Source organism: Streptomyces roseofulvus (assembly GCF_039534915.1).
GTDB lineage: Bacteria > Actinomycetota > Actinomycetes > Streptomycetales > Streptomycetaceae > Streptomyces > Streptomyces roseofulvus.
The window spans coordinates 3,319,016-3,337,408 of sequence record NZ_BAAAWE010000001.1 but is presented as its reverse complement, the minus strand read 5'-3'; the positions used below and the strand labels follow the sequence as shown (position 1 = coordinate 3,337,408).

The 18,393-nt window shown below is 74.2% G+C and carries 17 protein-coding genes; 13 read left to right on the top strand and 4 right to left on the bottom strand.

Going from position 1 to position 18,393, the window contains the following annotated elements:
* The first annotated feature begins 4 nt into the window (after positions 1 to 4).
* The 5 genes from ABFY03_RS15280 to ABFY03_RS15260 all read left to right on the top strand — a co-directional run bounded on the left by ABFY03_RS15280 (position 5) and on the right by ABFY03_RS15260 (position 5,604).
* Positions 5 to 1,255 carry a glycosyltransferase family 2 protein gene (locus ABFY03_RS15280; RefSeq protein WP_386723816.1) on the top strand — a complete coding sequence of 417 codons (1,251 nt, stop codon included), beginning with the start codon at positions 5 to 7 and terminating at the stop codon, positions 1,253 to 1,255.
* Positions 1,252 to 2,061, top strand: a complete 810-nt coding sequence (locus tag ABFY03_RS15275) for a polysaccharide deacetylase family protein (protein ID WP_319007679.1) — start codon at positions 1,252 to 1,254, stop codon at positions 2,059 to 2,061. Before ABFY03_RS15280 ends, ABFY03_RS15275 begins: the two co-directional genes overlap by 4 nt.
* Before the next feature lie 113 nt (positions 2,062 to 2,174).
* On the top strand, positions 2,175 to 4,127 hold the full coding sequence (locus tag ABFY03_RS15270; RefSeq protein ID WP_346170124.1) for a hypothetical protein: 1,953 nt from the start codon (positions 2,175 to 2,177) through the stop codon (positions 4,125 to 4,127).
* Positions 4,124 to 4,546, top strand: coding sequence for a hypothetical protein (locus ABFY03_RS15265; RefSeq protein WP_319007681.1), 423 nt, complete (start codon positions 4,124 to 4,126; stop codon positions 4,544 to 4,546). The genes ABFY03_RS15270 and ABFY03_RS15265 overlap by 4 nt, the downstream gene beginning before the upstream one ends.
* The gene (locus tag ABFY03_RS15260; protein WP_319007682.1) at positions 4,543 to 5,604 is read left to right on the top strand and encodes a glycoside hydrolase family 26 protein; all 1,062 of its coding nucleotides are present in this window, start codon (positions 4,543 to 4,545) and stop codon (positions 5,602 to 5,604) included. Before ABFY03_RS15265 ends, ABFY03_RS15260 begins: the two co-directional genes overlap by 4 nt.
* Positions 5,605 to 5,610: 6 nt before the next feature.
* Here ABFY03_RS15260 and ABFY03_RS15255 read toward each other — a convergent pair whose 3' ends face one another.
* From ABFY03_RS15255 to ABFY03_RS15245, 3 genes are all read right to left on the bottom strand, one after another.
* On the bottom strand, positions 5,611 to 7,731 hold the full coding sequence (locus ABFY03_RS15255; protein ID WP_386723810.1) for a lipopolysaccharide biosynthesis protein: 2,121 nt from the start codon (positions 7,729 to 7,731) through the stop codon (positions 5,611 to 5,613).
* Entirely contained in the window at positions 7,728 to 8,927 is a 1,200-nt protein-coding gene (locus ABFY03_RS15250; RefSeq protein WP_319007683.1) for a DegT/DnrJ/EryC1/StrS family aminotransferase, read from the bottom strand. Before ABFY03_RS15250 ends, ABFY03_RS15255 begins: the two co-directional genes overlap by 4 nt.
* Positions 8,928 to 9,117: 190 nt before the next feature.
* The gene (locus tag ABFY03_RS15245; RefSeq protein ID WP_319007684.1) at positions 9,118 to 10,011 is read right to left on the bottom strand and encodes an RNA polymerase sigma factor SigF; all 894 of its coding nucleotides are present in this window, start codon (positions 10,009 to 10,011) and stop codon (positions 9,118 to 9,120) included.
* A gap of 207 nt (positions 10,012 to 10,218) precedes the next feature.
* On the opposite strand from ABFY03_RS15245, the gene ABFY03_RS15240 reads away from it, so the two are divergent.
* The 7 genes from ABFY03_RS15240 (at position 10,219) to ABFY03_RS15210 (ending at position 15,622) form a co-directional block, all read left to right on the top strand.
* Positions 10,219 to 10,587, top strand: a complete 369-nt coding sequence (locus tag ABFY03_RS15240; RefSeq protein ID WP_319007685.1) for an STAS domain-containing protein — start codon at positions 10,219 to 10,221, stop codon at positions 10,585 to 10,587.
* A gap of 77 nt (positions 10,588 to 10,664) precedes the next feature.
* Positions 10,665 to 11,084 (top strand): ATP-binding protein, encoded by a 420-nt coding sequence (locus ABFY03_RS15235; protein WP_319007686.1) that lies wholly within the window; start codon positions 10,665 to 10,667, stop codon positions 11,082 to 11,084.
* 164 nt (positions 11,085 to 11,248) lie between these two features.
* Entirely contained in the window at positions 11,249 to 11,911 is a 663-nt protein-coding gene (locus ABFY03_RS15230) for a peptidase (RefSeq protein WP_319007687.1), read from the top strand.
* Positions 11,908 to 12,720, top strand: a complete 813-nt coding sequence (locus ABFY03_RS15225) for a COG1470 family protein (RefSeq protein ID WP_319007688.1) — start codon at positions 11,908 to 11,910, stop codon at positions 12,718 to 12,720. The genes ABFY03_RS15230 and ABFY03_RS15225 overlap by 4 nt, the downstream gene beginning before the upstream one ends.
* Entirely contained in the window at positions 12,717 to 13,733 is a 1,017-nt protein-coding gene (locus tag ABFY03_RS15220) for a hypothetical protein (protein ID WP_346170123.1), read from the top strand. Before ABFY03_RS15225 ends, ABFY03_RS15220 begins: the two co-directional genes overlap by 4 nt.
* Positions 13,730 to 15,091, top strand: coding sequence for a hypothetical protein (locus tag ABFY03_RS15215; protein WP_346170122.1), 1,362 nt, complete (start codon positions 13,730 to 13,732; stop codon positions 15,089 to 15,091). The genes ABFY03_RS15220 and ABFY03_RS15215 overlap by 4 nt, the downstream gene beginning before the upstream one ends.
* Before the next feature lie 180 nt (positions 15,092 to 15,271).
* A complete protein-coding gene (locus ABFY03_RS15210; protein WP_346170121.1) occupies positions 15,272 to 15,622 on the top strand; it encodes a hypothetical protein in 351 nt (116 codons plus the stop codon).
* 103 nt (positions 15,623 to 15,725) lie between these two features.
* Here ABFY03_RS15210 and ABFY03_RS15205 read toward each other — a convergent pair whose 3' ends face one another.
* Complete coding sequence (locus ABFY03_RS15205) at positions 15,726 to 17,231, bottom strand: peptide MFS transporter (protein WP_346170120.1); 1,506 nt, start codon at positions 17,229 to 17,231, stop codon at positions 15,726 to 15,728.
* A gap of 429 nt (positions 17,232 to 17,660) precedes the next feature.
* On the opposite strand from ABFY03_RS15205, the gene ABFY03_RS15200 reads away from it, so the two are divergent.
* Positions 17,661 to 18,338 (top strand): response regulator transcription factor, encoded by a 678-nt coding sequence (locus tag ABFY03_RS15200; RefSeq protein ID WP_030754842.1) that lies wholly within the window; start codon positions 17,661 to 17,663, stop codon positions 18,336 to 18,338.
* Positions 18,339 to 18,393 lie beyond the last annotated feature (55 nt).

Here is an 18,393-nt window from a genome sequence, read left to right as displayed (position 1 = left end):
CGCGATCTCGGTGGCCGAGCTGGACCTCGGCGGGCCCGCCCCGACGCTCCGTCCCGCGCCCGGCGCGGAGCAGCCCGTCCCCGGCGACGTCTACGCCCTCGTCCGCGTGGACGGCCGCCCCGCGGCCACGGTCCTCGGCCGCTACGAGCCGGGCGAGGACCCGGCCGAGGTCCTGGCCGCCCTCGCGGCGAAGCGGCTGACGGACACCGGCCCTGGCACCGCCGCGGAGCGACTCGCGGCGGCGGAACGGACACCCGCACCCTCCCGGACGCCCCCCGCCTCCGTCGTCGTCGCCACCCGCGAGCGGCCCGCCTCCCTCGCCCGCGCGCTCGACTCGCTGCTCGCCCAGGACCACCCGGACCACGAGCTGATCGTCGTCGACAACGCGCCCCGCACCTCCGCCACCCACGACCTGGTCACGGAGCGGTACGCGGGCCGCGTCCGGTACGTGCGCGAGGACCGGCCCGGGCTCGCCACCGCGCACAACGCCGGGGTCGCCGCCGCCCGCGGCGAGATCCTGGCCTTCACCGACGACGACGTGATCGCCGACCCGCGCTGGCTGAGCGCGCTCGCGGCGCCCTTCGCCGCCGACCCGGGCCTCGGCTGCGTCACCGGCCTCATCCTGCCCGCCCGGCTCACCACCCCCGCCCAGATCCTCCTGGAGTCCCACGGCGGCTTCGCCAAGGGCTTCGCGCCCCGCCTGTACGACCCGGCGCGGCCGCCCGCCGACGAGCCGCTGTTCCCGTTCACGGCGGGCAGCTTCGGCTCCGGCGCCAACATGGCCTTCCGGGCCTCCGCGCTCCGCCGCGCGGGCGGCTTCGACCCGGCCACCGGCACCGGGACCCCGGCGAAGGGCGGCGACGACCTGTACGCCTTCGTCGCCGTCCTCGCCGCCGGACACCGGCTCCGCTACACGCCGGACGCCCTCGTCTGGCACCACCACCGCGAGACCTGGCAGGACCTGCGGAACCAGGCGTACGGCTACGGCGCCGGCCTCACCGCGTACCTCACCGCCACCCTGGTCCGCCGCCCCGCCCTGCTGCCCGCCCTCCTCGCCCGGGTGCCGCGCGGCCTCGCGCACGCCCGGGCCATGACCGCCGAGCGCGGCGGGGGAGACCAGCAGGGGCACGCCCCCGGTCAGCACGGCACCCACAGCCACCCCTGGCCGGCCTCCCTCTCCCGCCTGGAGCGGCGCGGCATGCTCTACGGCCCGCTGGGCTACCTCAAGGCGCGGATGAACGGAGCCTTCCGATGAGCGGCGCGCCCCCCGCCACCCGCATCCCGGTCCTCCTCTACCACCCGGTGATGGACGACCCGCCCGGCTGGATCGCGGAATTCACCGTCACCCCCCGCCAGTTCGCCGCGCACCTCGACGCGATCACCGGCAGCGGCCGCACCCCGCTGACCGTCGGCGCGCTCGTCGGGCACCTCGCCGCCGGCACCCCGTTGCCGCCCCGGCCCGTCGTCCTCACCTTCGACGACGGCTTCGCCGACCTCGCCGGCCCGACCGCCGAGGCACTCGCCCGCCGGTCGCTGCCCGCCACCGCGTACCTGACCACGGGCGCGCTCGCCCCCGGCCGGCCCTGCCTGCTGCCGCCCGCGCCGATGATGACCCTGGCGCAGGCCCCCCGCCTGGAGGAGTACGGGATGGAGGTCGGCGGCCACACGGTCAGCCACCCCCAGCTCGACACCCTCCGCCCGGCCGCGCTCCGGAGCGAACTGCGCGACTCCAAGGCGGAGCTGGAGGACGTCCTCGGCCACGAGGTGCGCCACCTCGCCTATCCGCACGGCTACAACAGCCCCGCCGTCCGCCGGGCCGCGCAGGCCGCCGGATACGCCTCGGCCGTCGCCGTCCGGCACGCGCTCAGCTCCGAGACCGACGAGCTGTTCCGGATCGCCCGGCTCATCGTCCGCCGGGACCACACCGCCGCCGACGTGGAGGCGTGGATGGAGGGCACGGGCGCCCGGTCCGCCCCCTACCCCGACTCGCTGCCCACCGTCGGCTGGCGGCTCTACCGCAGGGCCAGAGCCCTGGTGAAGGGGCCGGAGTTCGCCGGCTGAACGAACCCGACAAGATCGACAAAGCCCGTACACGAGACGGGAGTTGTGTACCAGGACAGAACCGCAGTACGTTCCCTTGCTTCGTCCGAGGGACCGTGGGGGGAGAACGCGACGTGCGACAGCACCACCAGGAGCCGGCACCGGTGGGCGAGGGGGCCGTGCCCGGCCGACCCGCCGCCCCCGACCGGGAGACCGGACCCCGGGCCGAAAGGGCCGACGGGACCGGCGGGGCGCCCGTGCCCCGCCCCCGCCGTGCCCCCGCCGCCTCCGCCCTCACCTGGCTGACCCCGGCCCTGCTGGTCGTCGGCCTCGGCCTGTGGGGGGTGTCGCTGCCCCTGGTCGACTTCCGCTCCATGGACGACTTCGGGCTCCTCGACCGGCTGCCCGTGCCCTTCTACGCCTCGCTCGTCGTCCTCACCGCCGGGTTCCTGGTGGCGCTGCGCCGCGCCGGCACCTCGCCGGGCTGGCCGCTCGTCTACTGCGTCGCCCTCCTCGTCGCCCTCAAGGCGGCGCCCGCCGTCCTCTACGACTCGGTGCGCTACCCGTGGGCGTCCAAGCACGACGCCGTCGTCAACACGATCCTCGGCGCGGGCGAACTCCGCCCGGGCGCCGCCCTGTCCGGCAACATGTCGGCCTACGACCAGTGGCCCGGCTTCTTCACCCTCAACGCGGCGCTCGTCCGCGCCTTCGGCGTCGAGTCCACCGCCGTCTACCTCAACTGGGCGCCCATCGTCCTCGGCCTGATCCTCCTCCCGGTGCTGGTGCTGCTCTACCGCACCTTCACCGAGGACTGGCGGCTCGTCTGGACCGCCGTCTGGATCTTCCAGCTCGCCAACTGGGTCGGCCAGGACTACCTCGCCCCGCAGGGCCTCGCCTACGTCCTCCACCTGACCGTGCTCACCGTCGTCCTGCGCCACTTCGTCCGGCCCGGCAGCGCCGGACGGCTGCGCGACCGGACGGCGCTCGACCCGGCCGCGGCCTCCGTGCCGCCGGCCACGACCACCCGGCAGCGGGCCGTCGGCGTGCTGATCCTGTCCCCGCTGATCCTGGCGGTGAACGCGGTCCACCAGCTCACGCCGGTGATGCTCTGCGTGGTCCTGGCCGCCCTCTGCCTCACCCGCCGCTACCGCAACCTCGGCCTGCTCGCCGTCGCCGGCCTGATCATGCTCGCCTGGGACCTCACCATGGGCCGCCCGCTCTTCATGGAGACCCTGGGCACCCTCAAGGAGTCCCTCGGCCGGCTCACCCAGAACTCCCGCGCCGGATACACCGGACAGCTCACCGGACCCGGGCCCGAGCTCGCCGGCAAGGCCGGCATCGCCATGGCCCTCGCCGTCGTCCTGTGCGCCGGGATCGCCGTCCTCGCCCGCCGCCGGCTCACCCGCGGCGCGCTCCCGCTGCTGCTCGCCTCGGCCGCCCCCGTTCCGCTCTTCGCGGTCAACGACTACGGCGGCGAGATGCTCTTCCGGGTCTACCTCTTCGGACTGCCCGGGGCCGCGTTCTTCGCCGCCGCCGCGCTGGTGCCCGCCGCCGGCGGCGCCCGCCGCAGCAGAGGGGCGGTCGTCCGCCGCCGGGCCGCCGCCGTCGCCCTGCCGGCCGTCCTGCTCGCCCTGACCGCCGGCTTCCTGCCCGCGTACTACGGCAAGGACGCCATGTACTACACCCCGCCCGCCGAGTCCGCGCTGGTCACCCGTGCCATCGACCGGCTGCCCGAGGGCGGGCTGCTCCTCGCCACCTCCGGCTCCTTCCCGCAGGCGCTGCACCGGTACGACGAGGTCGAGCACTGGTTCTTCGCCGAGCAGGAACTCCCGGAGAACGAACGGATGCTCGCCGACCCGGCCCGCTACCTCGCCGACCGCATCCCGCCCGGAACCACCGCGCACGTCGTCCTCACCCGCACCCAGGACATCTACACCGCCGGCGAGGGGCTGCTGCCGCCCGGCGGCTTCACCGCACTCCGCGACCGGCTCAAGGAGTCCCCGCTGTTCAGGACCGTCGAGGAGCACCCGTACGGGATCGTCCTCGCCTACACCCCGTCGACCACCACCCCGGGCGGTGCCTCATGACCACGCCCTCGCACCGGGCCCGGGCCGCCGTCGCCTCCTCCGGCTGGGTCGCCCTCGCGGCGACCCTGCTCCCCGACGGCTCCGTGCTCCGCTGGCCGCCCGTCCTCCTCTTCGTCTGCCTCGGGCCCGGCCTGGCCCTGCTCCACCCCCAGCCGCGCGGACTGCGGCCCGGCGCCCGCCTGGAGGCGTTCGCCCTCGCGGCCCCGCTCAGCCTCGCGCTCGCCGCGCTCACCGCCACCGTCCTCTTCCTGATCGGAGGTTTCTCCGTGCCCGCCTTCCTCGTCCCGCTCGCCGTCCTCACCACGGCCGCCGCCCTCCTCCCCGGCCTGCCGCTGCCCGCCGCCACCAGAGGCGCCGTCGAACCCGACGGCGCCGAATCCTTCCTGTCCCGTGAGCGAGGGCCCGGTGGGGGCCGGTGACCGGCCGGCACGCCCGCGGCTCGGCCGCCGGACGGCTCGCCGTCGCCCTCGCCGCCGTCGGCGCGCTGACCGCCGGGATAGGGGTGTGGGCCACGGTCGCCGAGGGCGGCGACCGCTGCGCCGCCGACTCCCGGCTCGTCTCCCCCTGCGGGGCCTGGTGGGGCGCGTACCTCCCCTACGACCAGGACGGTTCGCTCACCCGGCCGGTGTACGCCTTCGAGCGCAAGATCGGCCGCAGGCTCGACCTCGTGTACACGTACCACGACATGTCGGGCAACGAACTCGACGGCACCCTCCTCACCGACGACGAACGCGAACTCGGCCGCGACCGGCTGCTGATGCTCGCCTGGGAGTCCACCGTCTGGAAGGAACCCCACCACGCCGGCTGGACCGAGACCCAGCTCGGCTGGAAGAACATCGCCTCCGGCCGCTACGACGCCGAGATCGTCGACCCGCAGATCCGCCGCATCAAGGCGTACGGCAAACGGGTCTTCCTCTCCTTCGACCAGGAGGTCGACGCCCGGATCAAGGAGGGCGCCGGCACCCCCGCCGAGTACGTCGCCGCCTACCGGCACCTCCACGACCGCTTCCGGCTGCTGGGCGCCGACAACGTCGTCTGGGTGTGGACCGTCTCCGGCTACCTCGGCATGGCCGACGAGATGAAGCGGCTCTACCCCGGCGACCGGTACGTCGACTGGATCGGCATGGACCAGTACAACTACTACCGCTGCCACGGCACCGACACCTGGCGCGACTTCGACGCCAGCCAGCGCCCCACCTACGACTGGCTCCGTGCGAACATCTCCGGCCGGAAGCCCGTCATGCTGGCCGAGTTCGCCACCGCGCCCGACCCGGAGCGCCCCGACCGCCAGCGCGACTGGTACGCGCGGATCCCCGAGGTCGCCCCCACGCTCCCGGAGGCGAAGGCGTACGTCCACTGGAACCGGGCCGTGCCCGGCCCCGGCTGCGACCTGACCGTCGACGCGGGCCCGGGACTCCAGGGGTACCGGACCGCCGGCCAGGACCCGTACTTCCGGCAGCCCCTGCCGCGACGGTGACCGCCGTCAGGAGCGCAGACCCCGGATCGCGTACGCCGCCATCGTGATCCCGGCCAGGCCGAGCAGCAGCGGCAGCGGGGCGGCGGCGACGGACTGCTGCCCCGCCCAGCCCGCCCAGACCAGCACCCACACCACCCCGGCGGTGGTCCGCCCGCCGGCCCCCAGCACCCGCAGCAGCGCCGCCGCCAGCAGCAGGCACAGGACCTGTGCCGCCACCGGCGCCACCCAGCCGGCCGCGCCCGGGCCCAGCAGCTCGGCGCCCGGCCCCGCGGCCACCGGCGGCAGCAGGCCGAGCAGCGGCGGCGCGGTGTGCAGGGCGAGGAAGGTGGCCGCGACGACGGCGCCGGCGAAGCCGGCACGGAACGCGCGCAGGCCGACCGCCGTGCCCTGGAGCGCGACCAGCGCGCCGGCCGCCGCCAGGGTCGGCGCCGGCAGCGCGGACAGCAGCCCGGTGCCGGACAGCCGGGCCACGTCCAGCGGCTCGGCGACGGCCAGCGGCAGCCAGAACGCCACCGCCGCCGCCCCGAGCAGCGCCCACAGGACCGGCCGCCACCGGTCCCGGCCCGGAGCCGGCGGCGGTTCCCGGCGTACCGGGGCGGGCTCGGGCGCGCGCGGCCGGGGCACGTACACCGGGATGCCGAACGCGGGCGTCACCGTGTCGTGCGCGGCCGTGGTGCGCAGATAGGCGTTCTGCCGCGCCCAGCTGGTGCCTCCTCCGAGGTCTTCGACCAGGGGGGACCCCCAGTCCTCCGGCGCGGGGGAGCTCTCCGGCGCGGCCGGCTCCGGCTCGCGCTCCGGCGCCCGGCCCCGGAGGACCGCCCGCAGCCCCGGGGCGCAGGCGACGGCCATCACGGTCATCCCGCCGAGCACCGCCATCCCGGCCCCGCTGATGCCGTACGGGCCGAGGAGGACGGCCGCGCTGCCCAGGACGAGCACGCACATGCCGCCCTGGACGGCGGCGAGCATCCCGGTGCGGCCCTGGACGCGGAGCACCCCGATGTACAGCTCGACCGCGACGCGGGGGAGCGCCCCGGCGGCGAGCAGCCGCAGCACCGTCGAGCCGTTGTCGGTGTAGCCCTGGCCGAAGGGGGCGAGGATCAGCGGGGCGAAGAGGACCAGGACGAGGACGACCGGGACGAGCAGCAGCACCATCCGGCGCAGCGCGCCGCGGACGCCCTCGGCGAGGGACTCGGGGCTGTGGGAGGCGTGCGCGGTGAGCGAGGAGGCCATGTTGATGGCCATGAACTCCATGGTGCCGCCGACGGTGTAGGCCGTGTAGAAGAAGGCGTTGTGGGCGGCGTCGAAGCGGACGGCGACCATCACCGGCAGCAGGCTGATCATGAGCAGGCTGAAGAAGGCGCCGACGGCGTCCCCGGCGACGAAGCGGCCGATCTCGCGGTACGTGGGCGGCTCGCGGTCCCGGTCGGCGCGGGCCTGCTCCGGGATGAGCCGGCGGAAGACCAGCCAGGCCAGCGGGATCGTGGAGAGCGCGATCGCCGCCGCCCAGGAGACGAAGACGCCGAGGACGGGCAGGGCGGCGGCGAGGGCGACCAGCAGGACGAGCTTGCCGGCGGAGAAGACGGTGTTGCCGACCGGCACCCAGAAGGCCTTGCGCAGTCCGGTGAGGACGCCGTCCTGGAGGGTGAGCAGCGCCCAGCCGACGGAGGACAGGGTGAAGAAGATCCCGGCGGAGAGGGTGCCGAGCGGGGCGTACGAGGGTCCCCACCAGTCCAGGGTGAGCAGGAAGATCCCGGAGGCGGCGGCCACCACCACCGTGCTGAGCAGGTAGAGGCGGGCGACGAGCGGGCCGGTGGCGCGGCCGGCCCGGGGGACGTAGCGGACGACGGCACCGGAGAGGGTGGTGGCGGTGATGGAGGCGAGCATCCGCTGGGCGGCGATGGCGGCCGAGCCCTGGCCGACCGCGTCCTCCGTGTAGTAGCGGGCGGCGACCAGCCAGAAGCCGAGACCGAGGGCGGCGGAGACGCCGGTGGAGAGCATGAGGGCGTAGGCGTTGCGGAAGAGCGAGTCGTCGCCGGAGTCCTTGCCGCCCTTGGCCTCGGAGGCCCCGGCGCCGGACGTCCCGGGGGCGTCCGGGTCGGCGCCCCGCGCCCGTACGGTCTCGGTCACCGGGCGCCGCCGAGGGCGGGTGAGGGCACGGCGGGCCGGGCGCCGGAGGCACGCAGCGCGGCGAGCGCCTCGTCGGCGCGGCGGGGGTCGACGGGCAGGGCGTGCCGGGCGAACCAGGCGGCGGCGGCCGGGGCGGGGGAGGGGTCGGTGAAGGCGTCCCCGGCGTAGGTGTCGAGGGGCGGGTCGTACAGGTAGCCGACGGTGATGCGGCGGCGGGCGAGGGCGGCGACGGCGGCGTCGCGGTCCTCGACCAGGAGCGGTACCCGGAAGAGCGGCGGGACGGCGCCGTCGGCGGGGAGGCCCTGGCCGGAGTACTCGCTGGCGAGGAGGCGGGCGGTGCCGGCGCGGTGGGCGTCGAGGACGGTGTCGAGTGCGGCGAACCTGCGGCGGGTGCGGTGCAGGCGGCCGGCGCCGGGGCGGAGCCGGTAGTCGTGCATGTCGACCCGGACCCAGGAGTGGAAGGGGTCGAGGGCGGGGGCGGCGTCGAGGGCGCGGGCCAGTTCGGCGGGGCGCAACGGCATCCGGATCCCGGGCCGCTCGTGCAGGCCGAGGGCGCGGAGGGCGGCGTGCGCGGGGCGGGCGAGGCGCAGCCCGCGGGCGGTGGCCTCGGCGTACGGGCGGGCCAGGTAGGCGAGTTCCTTGCCGAGCCGGGCCGGCCGGAGCAGGGCGTCGCGGGCGGCGGCGAGTCCGTCGCGGAGCGCGGGGTCGGCGACGCTGAGGAAACCGCCGGTCTTGGCCCCGGTGTGCTTGGAGAGGCTGAAGACGGAGGCGTCGCCCCAGGCGCCGGCCGGGCGGCCGCCGACGGCGGAGCCGATGGCGTGGGCGGCGTCCTCCAGGAGCGGGATGCCGAGCCGGTCGCAGCGGGCGCGCAGCTCGGGTGCCGGGTCGGGGTTGCCGTACAGGTTGGTGGTGAGGACGGCGGAGAGCCCGGACCAGACGGAGTCGGGGACGGCCGCCGGGTCGAGGGAGCCGTCGCGCGGGTCGAGCGGTGCCTGGACGGGCCGGAGTCCTGCGGCGAGCACCACGAAGAAGATGACGTCGTCGTTGACGGGCGACATGAGCACCCGGCCGCCGGGGGCGCACCAGTGGCGCAGCGCGAGGTAGAGGCCGAGGCGGCACGACGGCACGTAGAGGCACTCCCGGCCCCCCAGCCGTGCGCGCATGCCCTCTTCCAGTTCCGCGTACGCAGAAACCATGACAGATTCCCCCCTGAATCCCCGGGCTCAATGTGGCCCATTCCGGACGGGTCGTCAACAACGCCCCGCCCGGGACCCGCTGTGGTCGCGCGGAAGGGCCCGTCCGGGTCGGTCGACCGTGAACGGGCCCTTTCCGTCGCCATCTTGGCGGTTCGCGGGGGTCTTCGGAGGTGATTCCGCCGGAGAGGTGTCATTCCTCCAGGGTCAGCCCGCGGCGCAGCCGCGCGAGGGTGCGGGAGAGCAGCCGGGAGACGTGCATCTGGGAGATGCCGAGTTCGGCGCCGATCTCCGACTGGGTGAGTCCGGTGACGAACCGGAGGGAGAGGATCAGCCGTTCGCGTTCGGGGAGCGAGGCGATCATCGGCTTGAGGGAGGCCACGTACTCGATGCCGGTGAGGCCGTGGTCCTCGTAGCCGAGCCGGTCGGCGAGGGTGGTCTCGTTCTGGCCGTGGTCGTCGTCCTCGGTCTGGGCGTCGAGGGAGGCGGCCGTGTAGGCGTTGCTGGCGGCCATGCCCTCGACGACCTCGTCCTCGGTGAGGTGGAGTTCGGCGGCGAGTTCGGCGACGGTCGGGGCCCGGTCGAGGCGCTGGGAGAGGGCGTCGCCGGCCCGCGCCAGGTCGAGGCGGAGTTCCTGGAGCCGGCGGGGGACGTGCACGGACCAGGAGGTGTCGCGGAAGAAGCGCTTGATCTCGCCGATGATGGTCGGCATCGCGAAGGTGGGGAATTCGACGCCGCGGGCGAGTTCGAAGCGGTCGATGGCCTTGATGAGGCCGATCGTGCCGACCTGGACGATGTCCTCCATGGGTTCGCTGCGGGTGCCGAAGCGGGCGGCGGCGAAGCGGACCAGGGCCAGGTTGAGTTCGACGAGGGTGTTGCGGACGTACGCGTGCTCGTGGGTGCCCTCCTCCAGCTCGGCGAGCCGGGCGAAGAGGTCCTTCGAGAGGGCGCGGGCGTCGGCGGGGGCGACCCGGTCGAGCGGGCCGTCGAGCGCCGGGTGCGGCGCGGGTGTGGGGTGGTGGGGGTGGGGAAGGGCTGGTGTCGACGGCGCGGTGGGGGTGCGCGGGGCGTCGAGCCGGGGTGACATGGGTCTCCTCCTGGATGGGTGTCCGGGTGCGGTGTGCGGCGCCTCCAAAGCCGGCTGGATCGGGTGTTGCTTACTAGCCCTACCTGCTCCGCGGCGATCGTTGCAAGTGGCGAATGTCTGGTTTGGGTGGTATGTGGGGGGCTCGTGTGCACCGGAAGGCGCCCCGCTAGTAGGGTTTCCCGGAGTCGATCGAGGAGGGGGACGGCCATGGACCACCAGCACATCGGCAGCGCGCGGCTGCGGGTCGAGGCCAGGGCCGTGGACGGCGGCGCCGAGCTCCTCGTACCGGTGGGTGAGCTCGATCACCACACCGCCGAGCTGCTCCGCGCCCCGCTCGACGCGGCCCTCGACGCCGGCCGCGTCCGGCTCGTCGTGGACTGCGCGGGGCTCGGCTTCTGCGACTCGACCGGGCTCAACGTGCTCCTCGGGGCGCGACTGCGGGCCGAGGCGGGCGGCGGCGGGGTCCATCTGGTGGCCATGCGGCCCGCGGTGGCCCGGGTCTTCCGGATCACCGGCGCGGAGGCGGTCTTCACCGTGCACGACACCCTCGCCACCGCACTGCCCGGCTCCGGCTGACCCCGGAGGCCCCTCGCACCGCCCCTCTTGCTCGTCCCTGCCCCTGCTGTCTCGTCGACCGGTGAGGTGAAGCGCTGATGGACCAGGCTTCCGACGTCCGTACGCTCGCGCTCGCCGAGACCAGCGGCACCGTCCCGCTCGCCCGCGACTTCACCCGTACGGCGCTGACCGAGTGGGGCTGGCTGCCCGCCGCCACCGCCGACCGCCGGGCCGCCGCCGACGACGTCCTGCTCGTCGTCTCCGAACTCGTCACCAACGCCTGTCTGCACGCCGAGGGCCCCGAACGGCTCCGGGTGGTCCGCCTCAGCCGCACCGTCCGGCTGGAGGTCACCGACCGGGGCGCCGGGCAGCCCGCGCCGCGCACCCCGCACCGGGCCGGACGGCCGGGCGGGCACGGCATGTTCATCGTGCAGCGGCTCTGCCTGGACTGGGGCATCCAGCGCGTCCCGGGCGCCCCCGGCAAGACGGTCTGGGCCGAACTGGCCTCGCCCGCCTGACGGTTGCGGGCCGGCCCCGCGACCGCCGCAGGACTTTCACCGTCACCCTTCTTCCCTCCGTACGGCCCCAGGCGTACCTTGACGCCCAATCTGATGGCACGTCAGGAAAATGCGGTGAGGGGTCGCGGGTGGACAGGAAGCCGAACCGGAGGAGGGCGGCCGCCGTGCTCACGGCCGCCGTCGCGGTCTGGACGCCGGCCGGTCTGGCCGCCGCGCCCGCCGCCCACGCCGAGGTCGTCGACGTGAAGTACGCCTGCGAGACCAAGATCGGCGACCGCACCGCCGTCTCGCCCGTGGACATCACGGCCGAGCGGAAGGGCGACGCCTACGCGATCACCATGACCTTCGACAAGGGCGTCTCCGACAGCCCCGTCGAACTCCCCAAGGGCGTCATGACCCCCCGCGCCGACCTCGTCCTCGGCGGTGACGACCAGGGCACCGTCACGGTCCGGGGCACCCCCAACGCCGCCGCGATCCCCGCCTTCACCCCCATCCGGATCGGCACCCTCACCGGCACCTACACGCCGAAGGCCGACGGCACCGTCACCTTCACCGCCGGAGTGCTCACCGTCCACGCCCTCGGCATGGACGCCGCCGTCTGCACGCCCGCGAACAAGCCCGGCCCGTCCCTCACCCTCACCGTCGCCGGCCTCCCCGGGGACGAGCCCGCGCCGGCGCCCGAAGCCGCCCTGCCCGGCGGCGAACTGCCCAGGACCGGCGGCCTCTCCACCACCACCGCCCTCGCCACCCTCGGCGGCACCGTCGTCCTCGGCGGCGTCGGCGCGCTCCTCTGGCTCACCCGCCGCCCCCGCCCGGCCCGCCCATGACCAGGACCCGGTACGCGCTCCTCGCCGCCGGCGCCGTCCTCGCCACCCTCGCCGCCGCGCCCCCCGCCACCCCCGCCTGGACCGCCGCGCCCGCCGCCGGACGCCCCTACGCCTACCTCGAAGGCCCCGCCGGCAGTGTCCTGGAGGACACCCTCTCCGTCACCAACCCCGGCCCCCGCCCGCTCACCGTCACCCTCACGGGCGACGGCCCGGCCGCCGTCGCCTTCGCCGCCCGCACCGTCACCGTGCCCGCCCGCACCCGCGCCGACGTGCCCTTCGCCGTCACCGTCTCCGCCGCCACCCCGCCCGGCGAACACCGCGGCACCGTACGGGCCTCGGCCGGCGGCCGGCGGACCGCCGTCGACCTGCGGCTGAAGGTCAGCGGCCCCCGGCTCGCCGCCCTCACCGTCGAGGACGCCCGCGTCGACCGGGCCACCGGCACCCTCCACTACACCCTCGTCAACCGCGGCAGCACCGTCCTCGACCGGCCCCGCCTCGCCGTCCGCGCCGACGGCCTCCTCGGCACCGTCCTCGACCGCCCGGCACGCGCCCTGCCGCTCACCCTCCGCCCCGGCGAACGCGCCGCCCGCACCGAACCCTGGCCCGACCCGCCCGCCCTCGACTCCGTCACCGTCCGGCTCACCGCCACCGCCCCCGGAGCCACCCCCGCCACCGCCGCCACCGACACCGTCTTCGCCACCGGACCCGCCCTCGCCGGCACCGCGGCCCTGCTGCTCACGGCCGCCGGCGGAGCCGCGTACACGGTCCGCCGCCGCGGCCCGGCCCGTACGAAGGGAGCCACCGCATGAGACCGGCCGCCCGCGCCCGTACGGCCCTGGCCGCGCTGCTCATCGCCGTCGTCCTCGCCCTGCTCCCGGCCCTCCCCGCGTCCGCCGCGCCCGCCGCCGACCCCGCCGCCCCGGCCGTCGTCGTCTCGCGGGACCAGGCCGCCAAGGGCGGCGAGATCACCGTCAGCGGCACCGGCTGGAAGGCGGGCGCGCTGCTGATGGTGCTGCTCTGCGGCCAGGGCACCCCCGAGAAGGGCGTCGTCGGCGGCACCAACTCCTGCGCCAACACCGACGGCCGGGCCGCCACCGTCGACGGACGCGGCGCCTTCAGCGTCAAACTGCCGGTCGCCGCCCCGCCGCGGCCCTGCCCCTGCGTCGTCCACGTCTCCGGCGTCACCGGCACCCAGGACGTCGTCGACGCCGCCTTCACCGTCGCCGGACACCCCACCGCGCCTCTCCCCGACGCCGCCGGCGCCGGCCGCCTCGCCGTCCTCACCGCCGCCCGCCTCGACGGCTCCGGCGGGATCCTGACCTGGTTCGGCGCGCCGCCGTCCCGCACCCTCGTCCTCACCGTCGGCAACCTCGGCACCGCGTCCGTCCGCGACCCCGTCTTCCTCGTCGGCACCGCCCGCGGCGTCCTCGCCCCGCGCGACGAGGAGCACCAGTGGCGGGGCACCATCAAGCCCGGGCAGAAGGCCCAGATCGAGCTGGACGTCGAGCTCTCCGCCGGCGCCCACGGCGACTACCGGGTCTCCGTCTCCTACGGCGGGAAGCTGCTGGCCGAACAGCCCTGGACCGTGGGCCGCCCCTGGGGCGTGGTCCTCTTCTGGGCCCTGCTCGCCGTGGTCGTGCCCGCCGCCCTCTTCCGGATCGGCATGGTCCTCGTCGACCGGGCCGGAGGCCGGAACCGCCACTCCGTCCCCGTCCCCGTACCGGCGGACGCGGACGGCCCCGGGACGGCCGCGGTCCTGCCGTGGTTCCTCCCCGACTCCGCACCGTCCGAGAACAGTCCGACGACGAAGGGACATTCGTGAGCACGCAACGGAGGACGATCGCGGCCGGGATCGCGCTGATCCTCGGCGGCGCGGGGATCCTGCTGTCCGCCGGCCCCGCCCAGGCCGCCCAGATCTCGTTCAAGACGGAGTGCGTCCCGCCGTCGATCTCCGGCCTCCCGCCGGTCCAGGGCACCACCACGGTGCTGGTCACCGCGCCCGCCGCCGCCAAGGTCGGCGACACCGTCGAGGTCGTCTGGAAGACCGTGAAGCCGGCGTCCAAGAACCCCGACGTGATGGACCTGGAGGCGAACACCGTCAAGCCGACCGGCACCATGAAGGTCGGCGGGGCGCAGAGCGGCACCCTCGCCATGGAGGGCCCCCGGCAGAACCCGCCGATCCCCAAGAACACCGACATGGTCCTGCCCGAGATGAAGGGCAGCCTGAAGCTGACGAAGGCGGGCGACGTCACCCTGACGCCCGACGCGTACACGATCAACGTGTCGAAGCCGCTGTCCACGGACACCAGGTGCAAGCCGAAGGAGCAGGTCCCCGTCGGCGCCACGATCAAGGTGACCGACGGCGGAGGCTCCGGCGGCGGATCGGACAGCGGGGGAGGCTCGGACACCGGCGGCACCGCGAGCGGCGGCACCGACAGCGGGGGCGGTTCGGACGGCGGCGGCTCGGGCGGCGGCCAGACCGACTTCCCGGGCAAGGAGGTCTCCGTGGCCTTCACCTGTACGTCCCCCGGACCCCCCGCGATCAACTCCAAGGTCACCATCGACGCGAAGAAGAACGGCGGCGCGTACGACCTCACGGTCAAGACGGCCAAGGGCGTCATGAACAGCCCGGCGCCGCTGCCCGCGAAGGCCCTCACGCCCACCATGGACATCAAGATCGGCGGGGACGACAGCGGCACCGTCAAGGTCACCGGCGCGCCCAACCCCACCGCGCTCAAGATGAACGACCCGGTGAGCCTCACCGACATGAAGGGCACCTACAAGCCCGGCGCCACCGGCAAGGCCACCCTCTCGCCGGGCGCGCTCACCATCAGCGTGGTCCTCGCCCCGGGCGCCGACCCGATCAAGATCCCCTGCCAGGTGAAGGGCGCCGTCCAGGCCTCCCTCACCCTGGACACCGCCAAGCAGTCCGGCGGGGCCTCCGGCTCCGGGGACAACGGCGGCGCGGGCAACGGCGGCTCCGACGGCGGCGGCTCGGACGGCAACGGCAACGGCAACGGCTCCGGCGGCGGCTCCGGCGGCGGGAACCTCGCCGAGACCGGCGCCGCGCAGGACGGCGCCCTGCGCGCCCTCGGCCTGGTCGCCGGCACCGTGATCCTCCTCGGCGGCGCGGTCTTCACCTTCACCCCGTGGCGGCGGCTGGCCCGCCGCACCCGCTGACGCCCCGTAGCTCAGATGTCCCTCAAGACACACCGTCACGCCTTGTGTCGCCCCCGGTGCACATGGTTGTGTGTTGATCGTTCGCTTCGGCGAATGACCAACATGCACTGCCTGTCTGACCCACAGGTGAACGACGTGTCGACCCCTGCCATGGGTGTCGGCACATGGAAAGGAACGCATATGAGCTGGGGGAAGAGGCTCGCCTCGGGAGCACTCACCGTGACGCTGGGCGTGGCGGGGACGGGACTGCTGGCCGCGACGCCGGCCCAGGCGGCGGGGAAGTACACCTGCAAGGCGTACGCGAGCATGGACAAGCTGGGCCGCCCCACGGCGTACTCGACCTGCAAGGCGGGCAGCGGCAAGGCGGTCAAGCAGCACAGGGTCGTCATCAAGTGCGACCAGGTGCAGGGAGCCCGTGAGCACGTGATGACGTGGACGCTCTACGGCCCTTGGGTCGGACCGGGCAAGAAGTCCGATGTCCGGTGCGGCACGAAGAACTTCCTCCGCGGCTTCAGCGTGCAGACGAAGTAGCGAAGCGGTACCGCGTCGACGTGACGCGTGTACGACGGAAGGGGTCTGCCCCGGCACACGGTCCGTGTGCCGGGGCAGACCCCTTGTCCGCTAGGGAGAGGCGTCAGCGCACGTTGCCCATGAGGGCGCGGATCTTCTTGCCCGCCACCATGAAGACGAGGCCCGCCGCGACGGCGATGATCGCCCACATCGTGTAGTAGAAGGCGTCACCCATCGGGGCGTTGAGCTTGACGACCCATCCGTTCAGGGCGTTGCCGGTGGCGGTGGCGAGGAACCACAGACCCATGATCTGGCCGACGAACAGCTTCGGGGCCAGCTTGGTCGACAGCGACAGGCCCACCGGCGACAGGCACATCTCGCCCAGGGTCTGGACCAGGTAGACGCTCAGCAGCCAGAAGACGGTGACCTTGCCGGTCTCGCTGTTCGCGGCGGCGGCGCCCGCCAGCCCCATGATGGCGAAGGAGCCACCGATGAGCAGCATCGCCAGGGCGAACTTCATCGGGGTGCTGGGCTCGCGGTTGCGCTGGGCGAGCTTGACCCAGAGGGCGGCAAAGACCGGAGCCAGGACGATGACCATCATCGGGTTGACCGACTGGTACCAGGAGGCCGGGAACTCCCAGCCGCCGATCACGCGGTCCGTCTTGTTGTCGGCGAAGATCGTCAGCAGCGAGCCCGACTGGTCGTAGATCATCCAGAAGAGCACCGCGGTGGCGAAGAACCAGATGAACGCCTTGATCTTCGGGCGGTCCTCGCTCTTGAGCGCCGGGTTCCGGAAGATCGCGAGGAAGTACACGATCGGGACGACGATGCCGAGGATGGCCAGCACGTTGACGATGTGCTCCATGTCGAACGTGCCGAGCGCGACGTCCGCGAGGAGTGCAGCGACGGCGACACCGGCCCACAGACCGGCCTTGCGGAGCACCGAGCGCTTCTCCTCCGGCGTGGCCGGGGTGCTGGGCTCCTTGCCGACCTCACCGAGGTAGCGGCCGCCGAGGACGTACTGGACGACGGCGAGGGTCATACCGACACCGGCGACACCGAAGCCGAGGTGCCAGTTGACGTTCTCACCGAGGTAGCCGACGACGAGCGGGGCGATCATGGCGCCCACGTTGATCGCCATGTAGAAGAGCGTGAAGCCGGCGTCACGGCGGGCGCCGGACTTCCCCTCGTACAGACCGCCGACCATCGCGGAGATGTTCGGCTTCAGCAGGCCGGTGCCGACCGCGATCAGACCGAGACCGCAGAAGAAGGCGATGTCGCTCGGGACCGCCAGCGTGAAGTGGCCCAGCGCGATGATGATGCCGCCGACGAGGACGGCCTTGCGCGCGCCCCAGAGACGGTCGGCGACCCAGCCGCCGGGCATGGCGGCCATGTAGACGACCGCGTTGTAGACGCCGTAGATCGAGGCGGCGAGGGCCTCACGGTCCTCCAGCGGGCCGTCGAGCACTGCGGCCACCAGGTAGAGCACGAGAATGGCGCGCATTCCGTACCAGGAGAAGCGTTCCCACAGCTCCGTCATGAAAAGCGTGGCCATACCGCGGGGGTGGCCGAAGAAGGTCTTCTCGGCATCAGGAGTGCTGGCCGAATCCTTCGTCAGGCTGGACGCCATGTCGATCCTTGCTCTGTCGGGACGCGGCGCCTCGTGAGCGAGTCGCGCCCGGTGGGGGGTGGCCGGCACCGGCCGGGACGTCTGCGCCCCGTCCGGGATCCACGCCCCGCCGCGCGTCTCAGCGCCGCGGGACCCGGCCCACAGGTCGTTCACCGTCTCAGGGCCGGCCGGGCCGACCCTGCGCAGAAAAGAGGACCCTGGCTGACGAAGCAGGCCAAAGGTCCCCGATTACCGCTACTGACGTCTCGCCACCATACGACACGACAGTGCCGGATATGGAAGGACTTGAGAGATGGATCACAGGTGACGAAGGAACCAACGGGCCCTTTTCCAAGGTGATTGCAAGGTTACGCGCCCTGCTTCGGAGGCGGTCGCGGGCGCCTGGTGATCCCGCCCCGGCCCGGCACCCGTGCGGACTACCATCACCCCATGACCCGTGTACTGCTCGCCGAGGACGACGCATCCATCTCGGAGCCGCTGGCCCGCGCCCTGCGGAGAGAGGGGTACGAGGTCGAGGTCCGCGAGGACGGGCCGACCGCGCTCGACACCGGACTCCAGGGCGGCGTCGACCTCGTCGTGCTCGACCTGGGCCTGCCCGGCATGGACGGCCTGGAGGTCGCCCGGCGGCTGCGCGCCGACGGCCACACGGTCCCGATCCTGGTCCTCACCGCCCGCGCGGACGAGGTCGACACCGTCGTCGGGCTCGACGCGGGCGCCGACGACTACGTCACCAAGCCGTTCCGCCTCGCCGAGCTCCTCGCCCGGGTCCGGGCCCTCCTCCGGCGCGGCGCCACCGAGCCCGCCCCCGCGCCCGCCACCCACGGCGTCCGCATCGACGTCGAGTCGCACCGTGCCTGGATGGGCGACGAGGAGCTCCAGCTCACGGCGAAGGAGTTCGACCTCCTCCGCGTCCTGGTCCGCGACGCGGGCCGGGTCGTCACCCGCGACCAGCTGATGCGCGAGGTCTGGGACACCACCTGGTGGTCCTCCACGAAGACCCTCGACATGCACATCTCCTGGCTCCGCAAGAAGCTCGGCGACGACGCGGCCAACCCCCGCTACATCGCCACGGTCAGGGGCGTCGGCTTCCGCTTCGAGAAGAGCTGACGGCTTCGCGGGCCCGCGCGCCCCCGCCGGGGAGGCTCAGGTCGTGTCGCCGCCG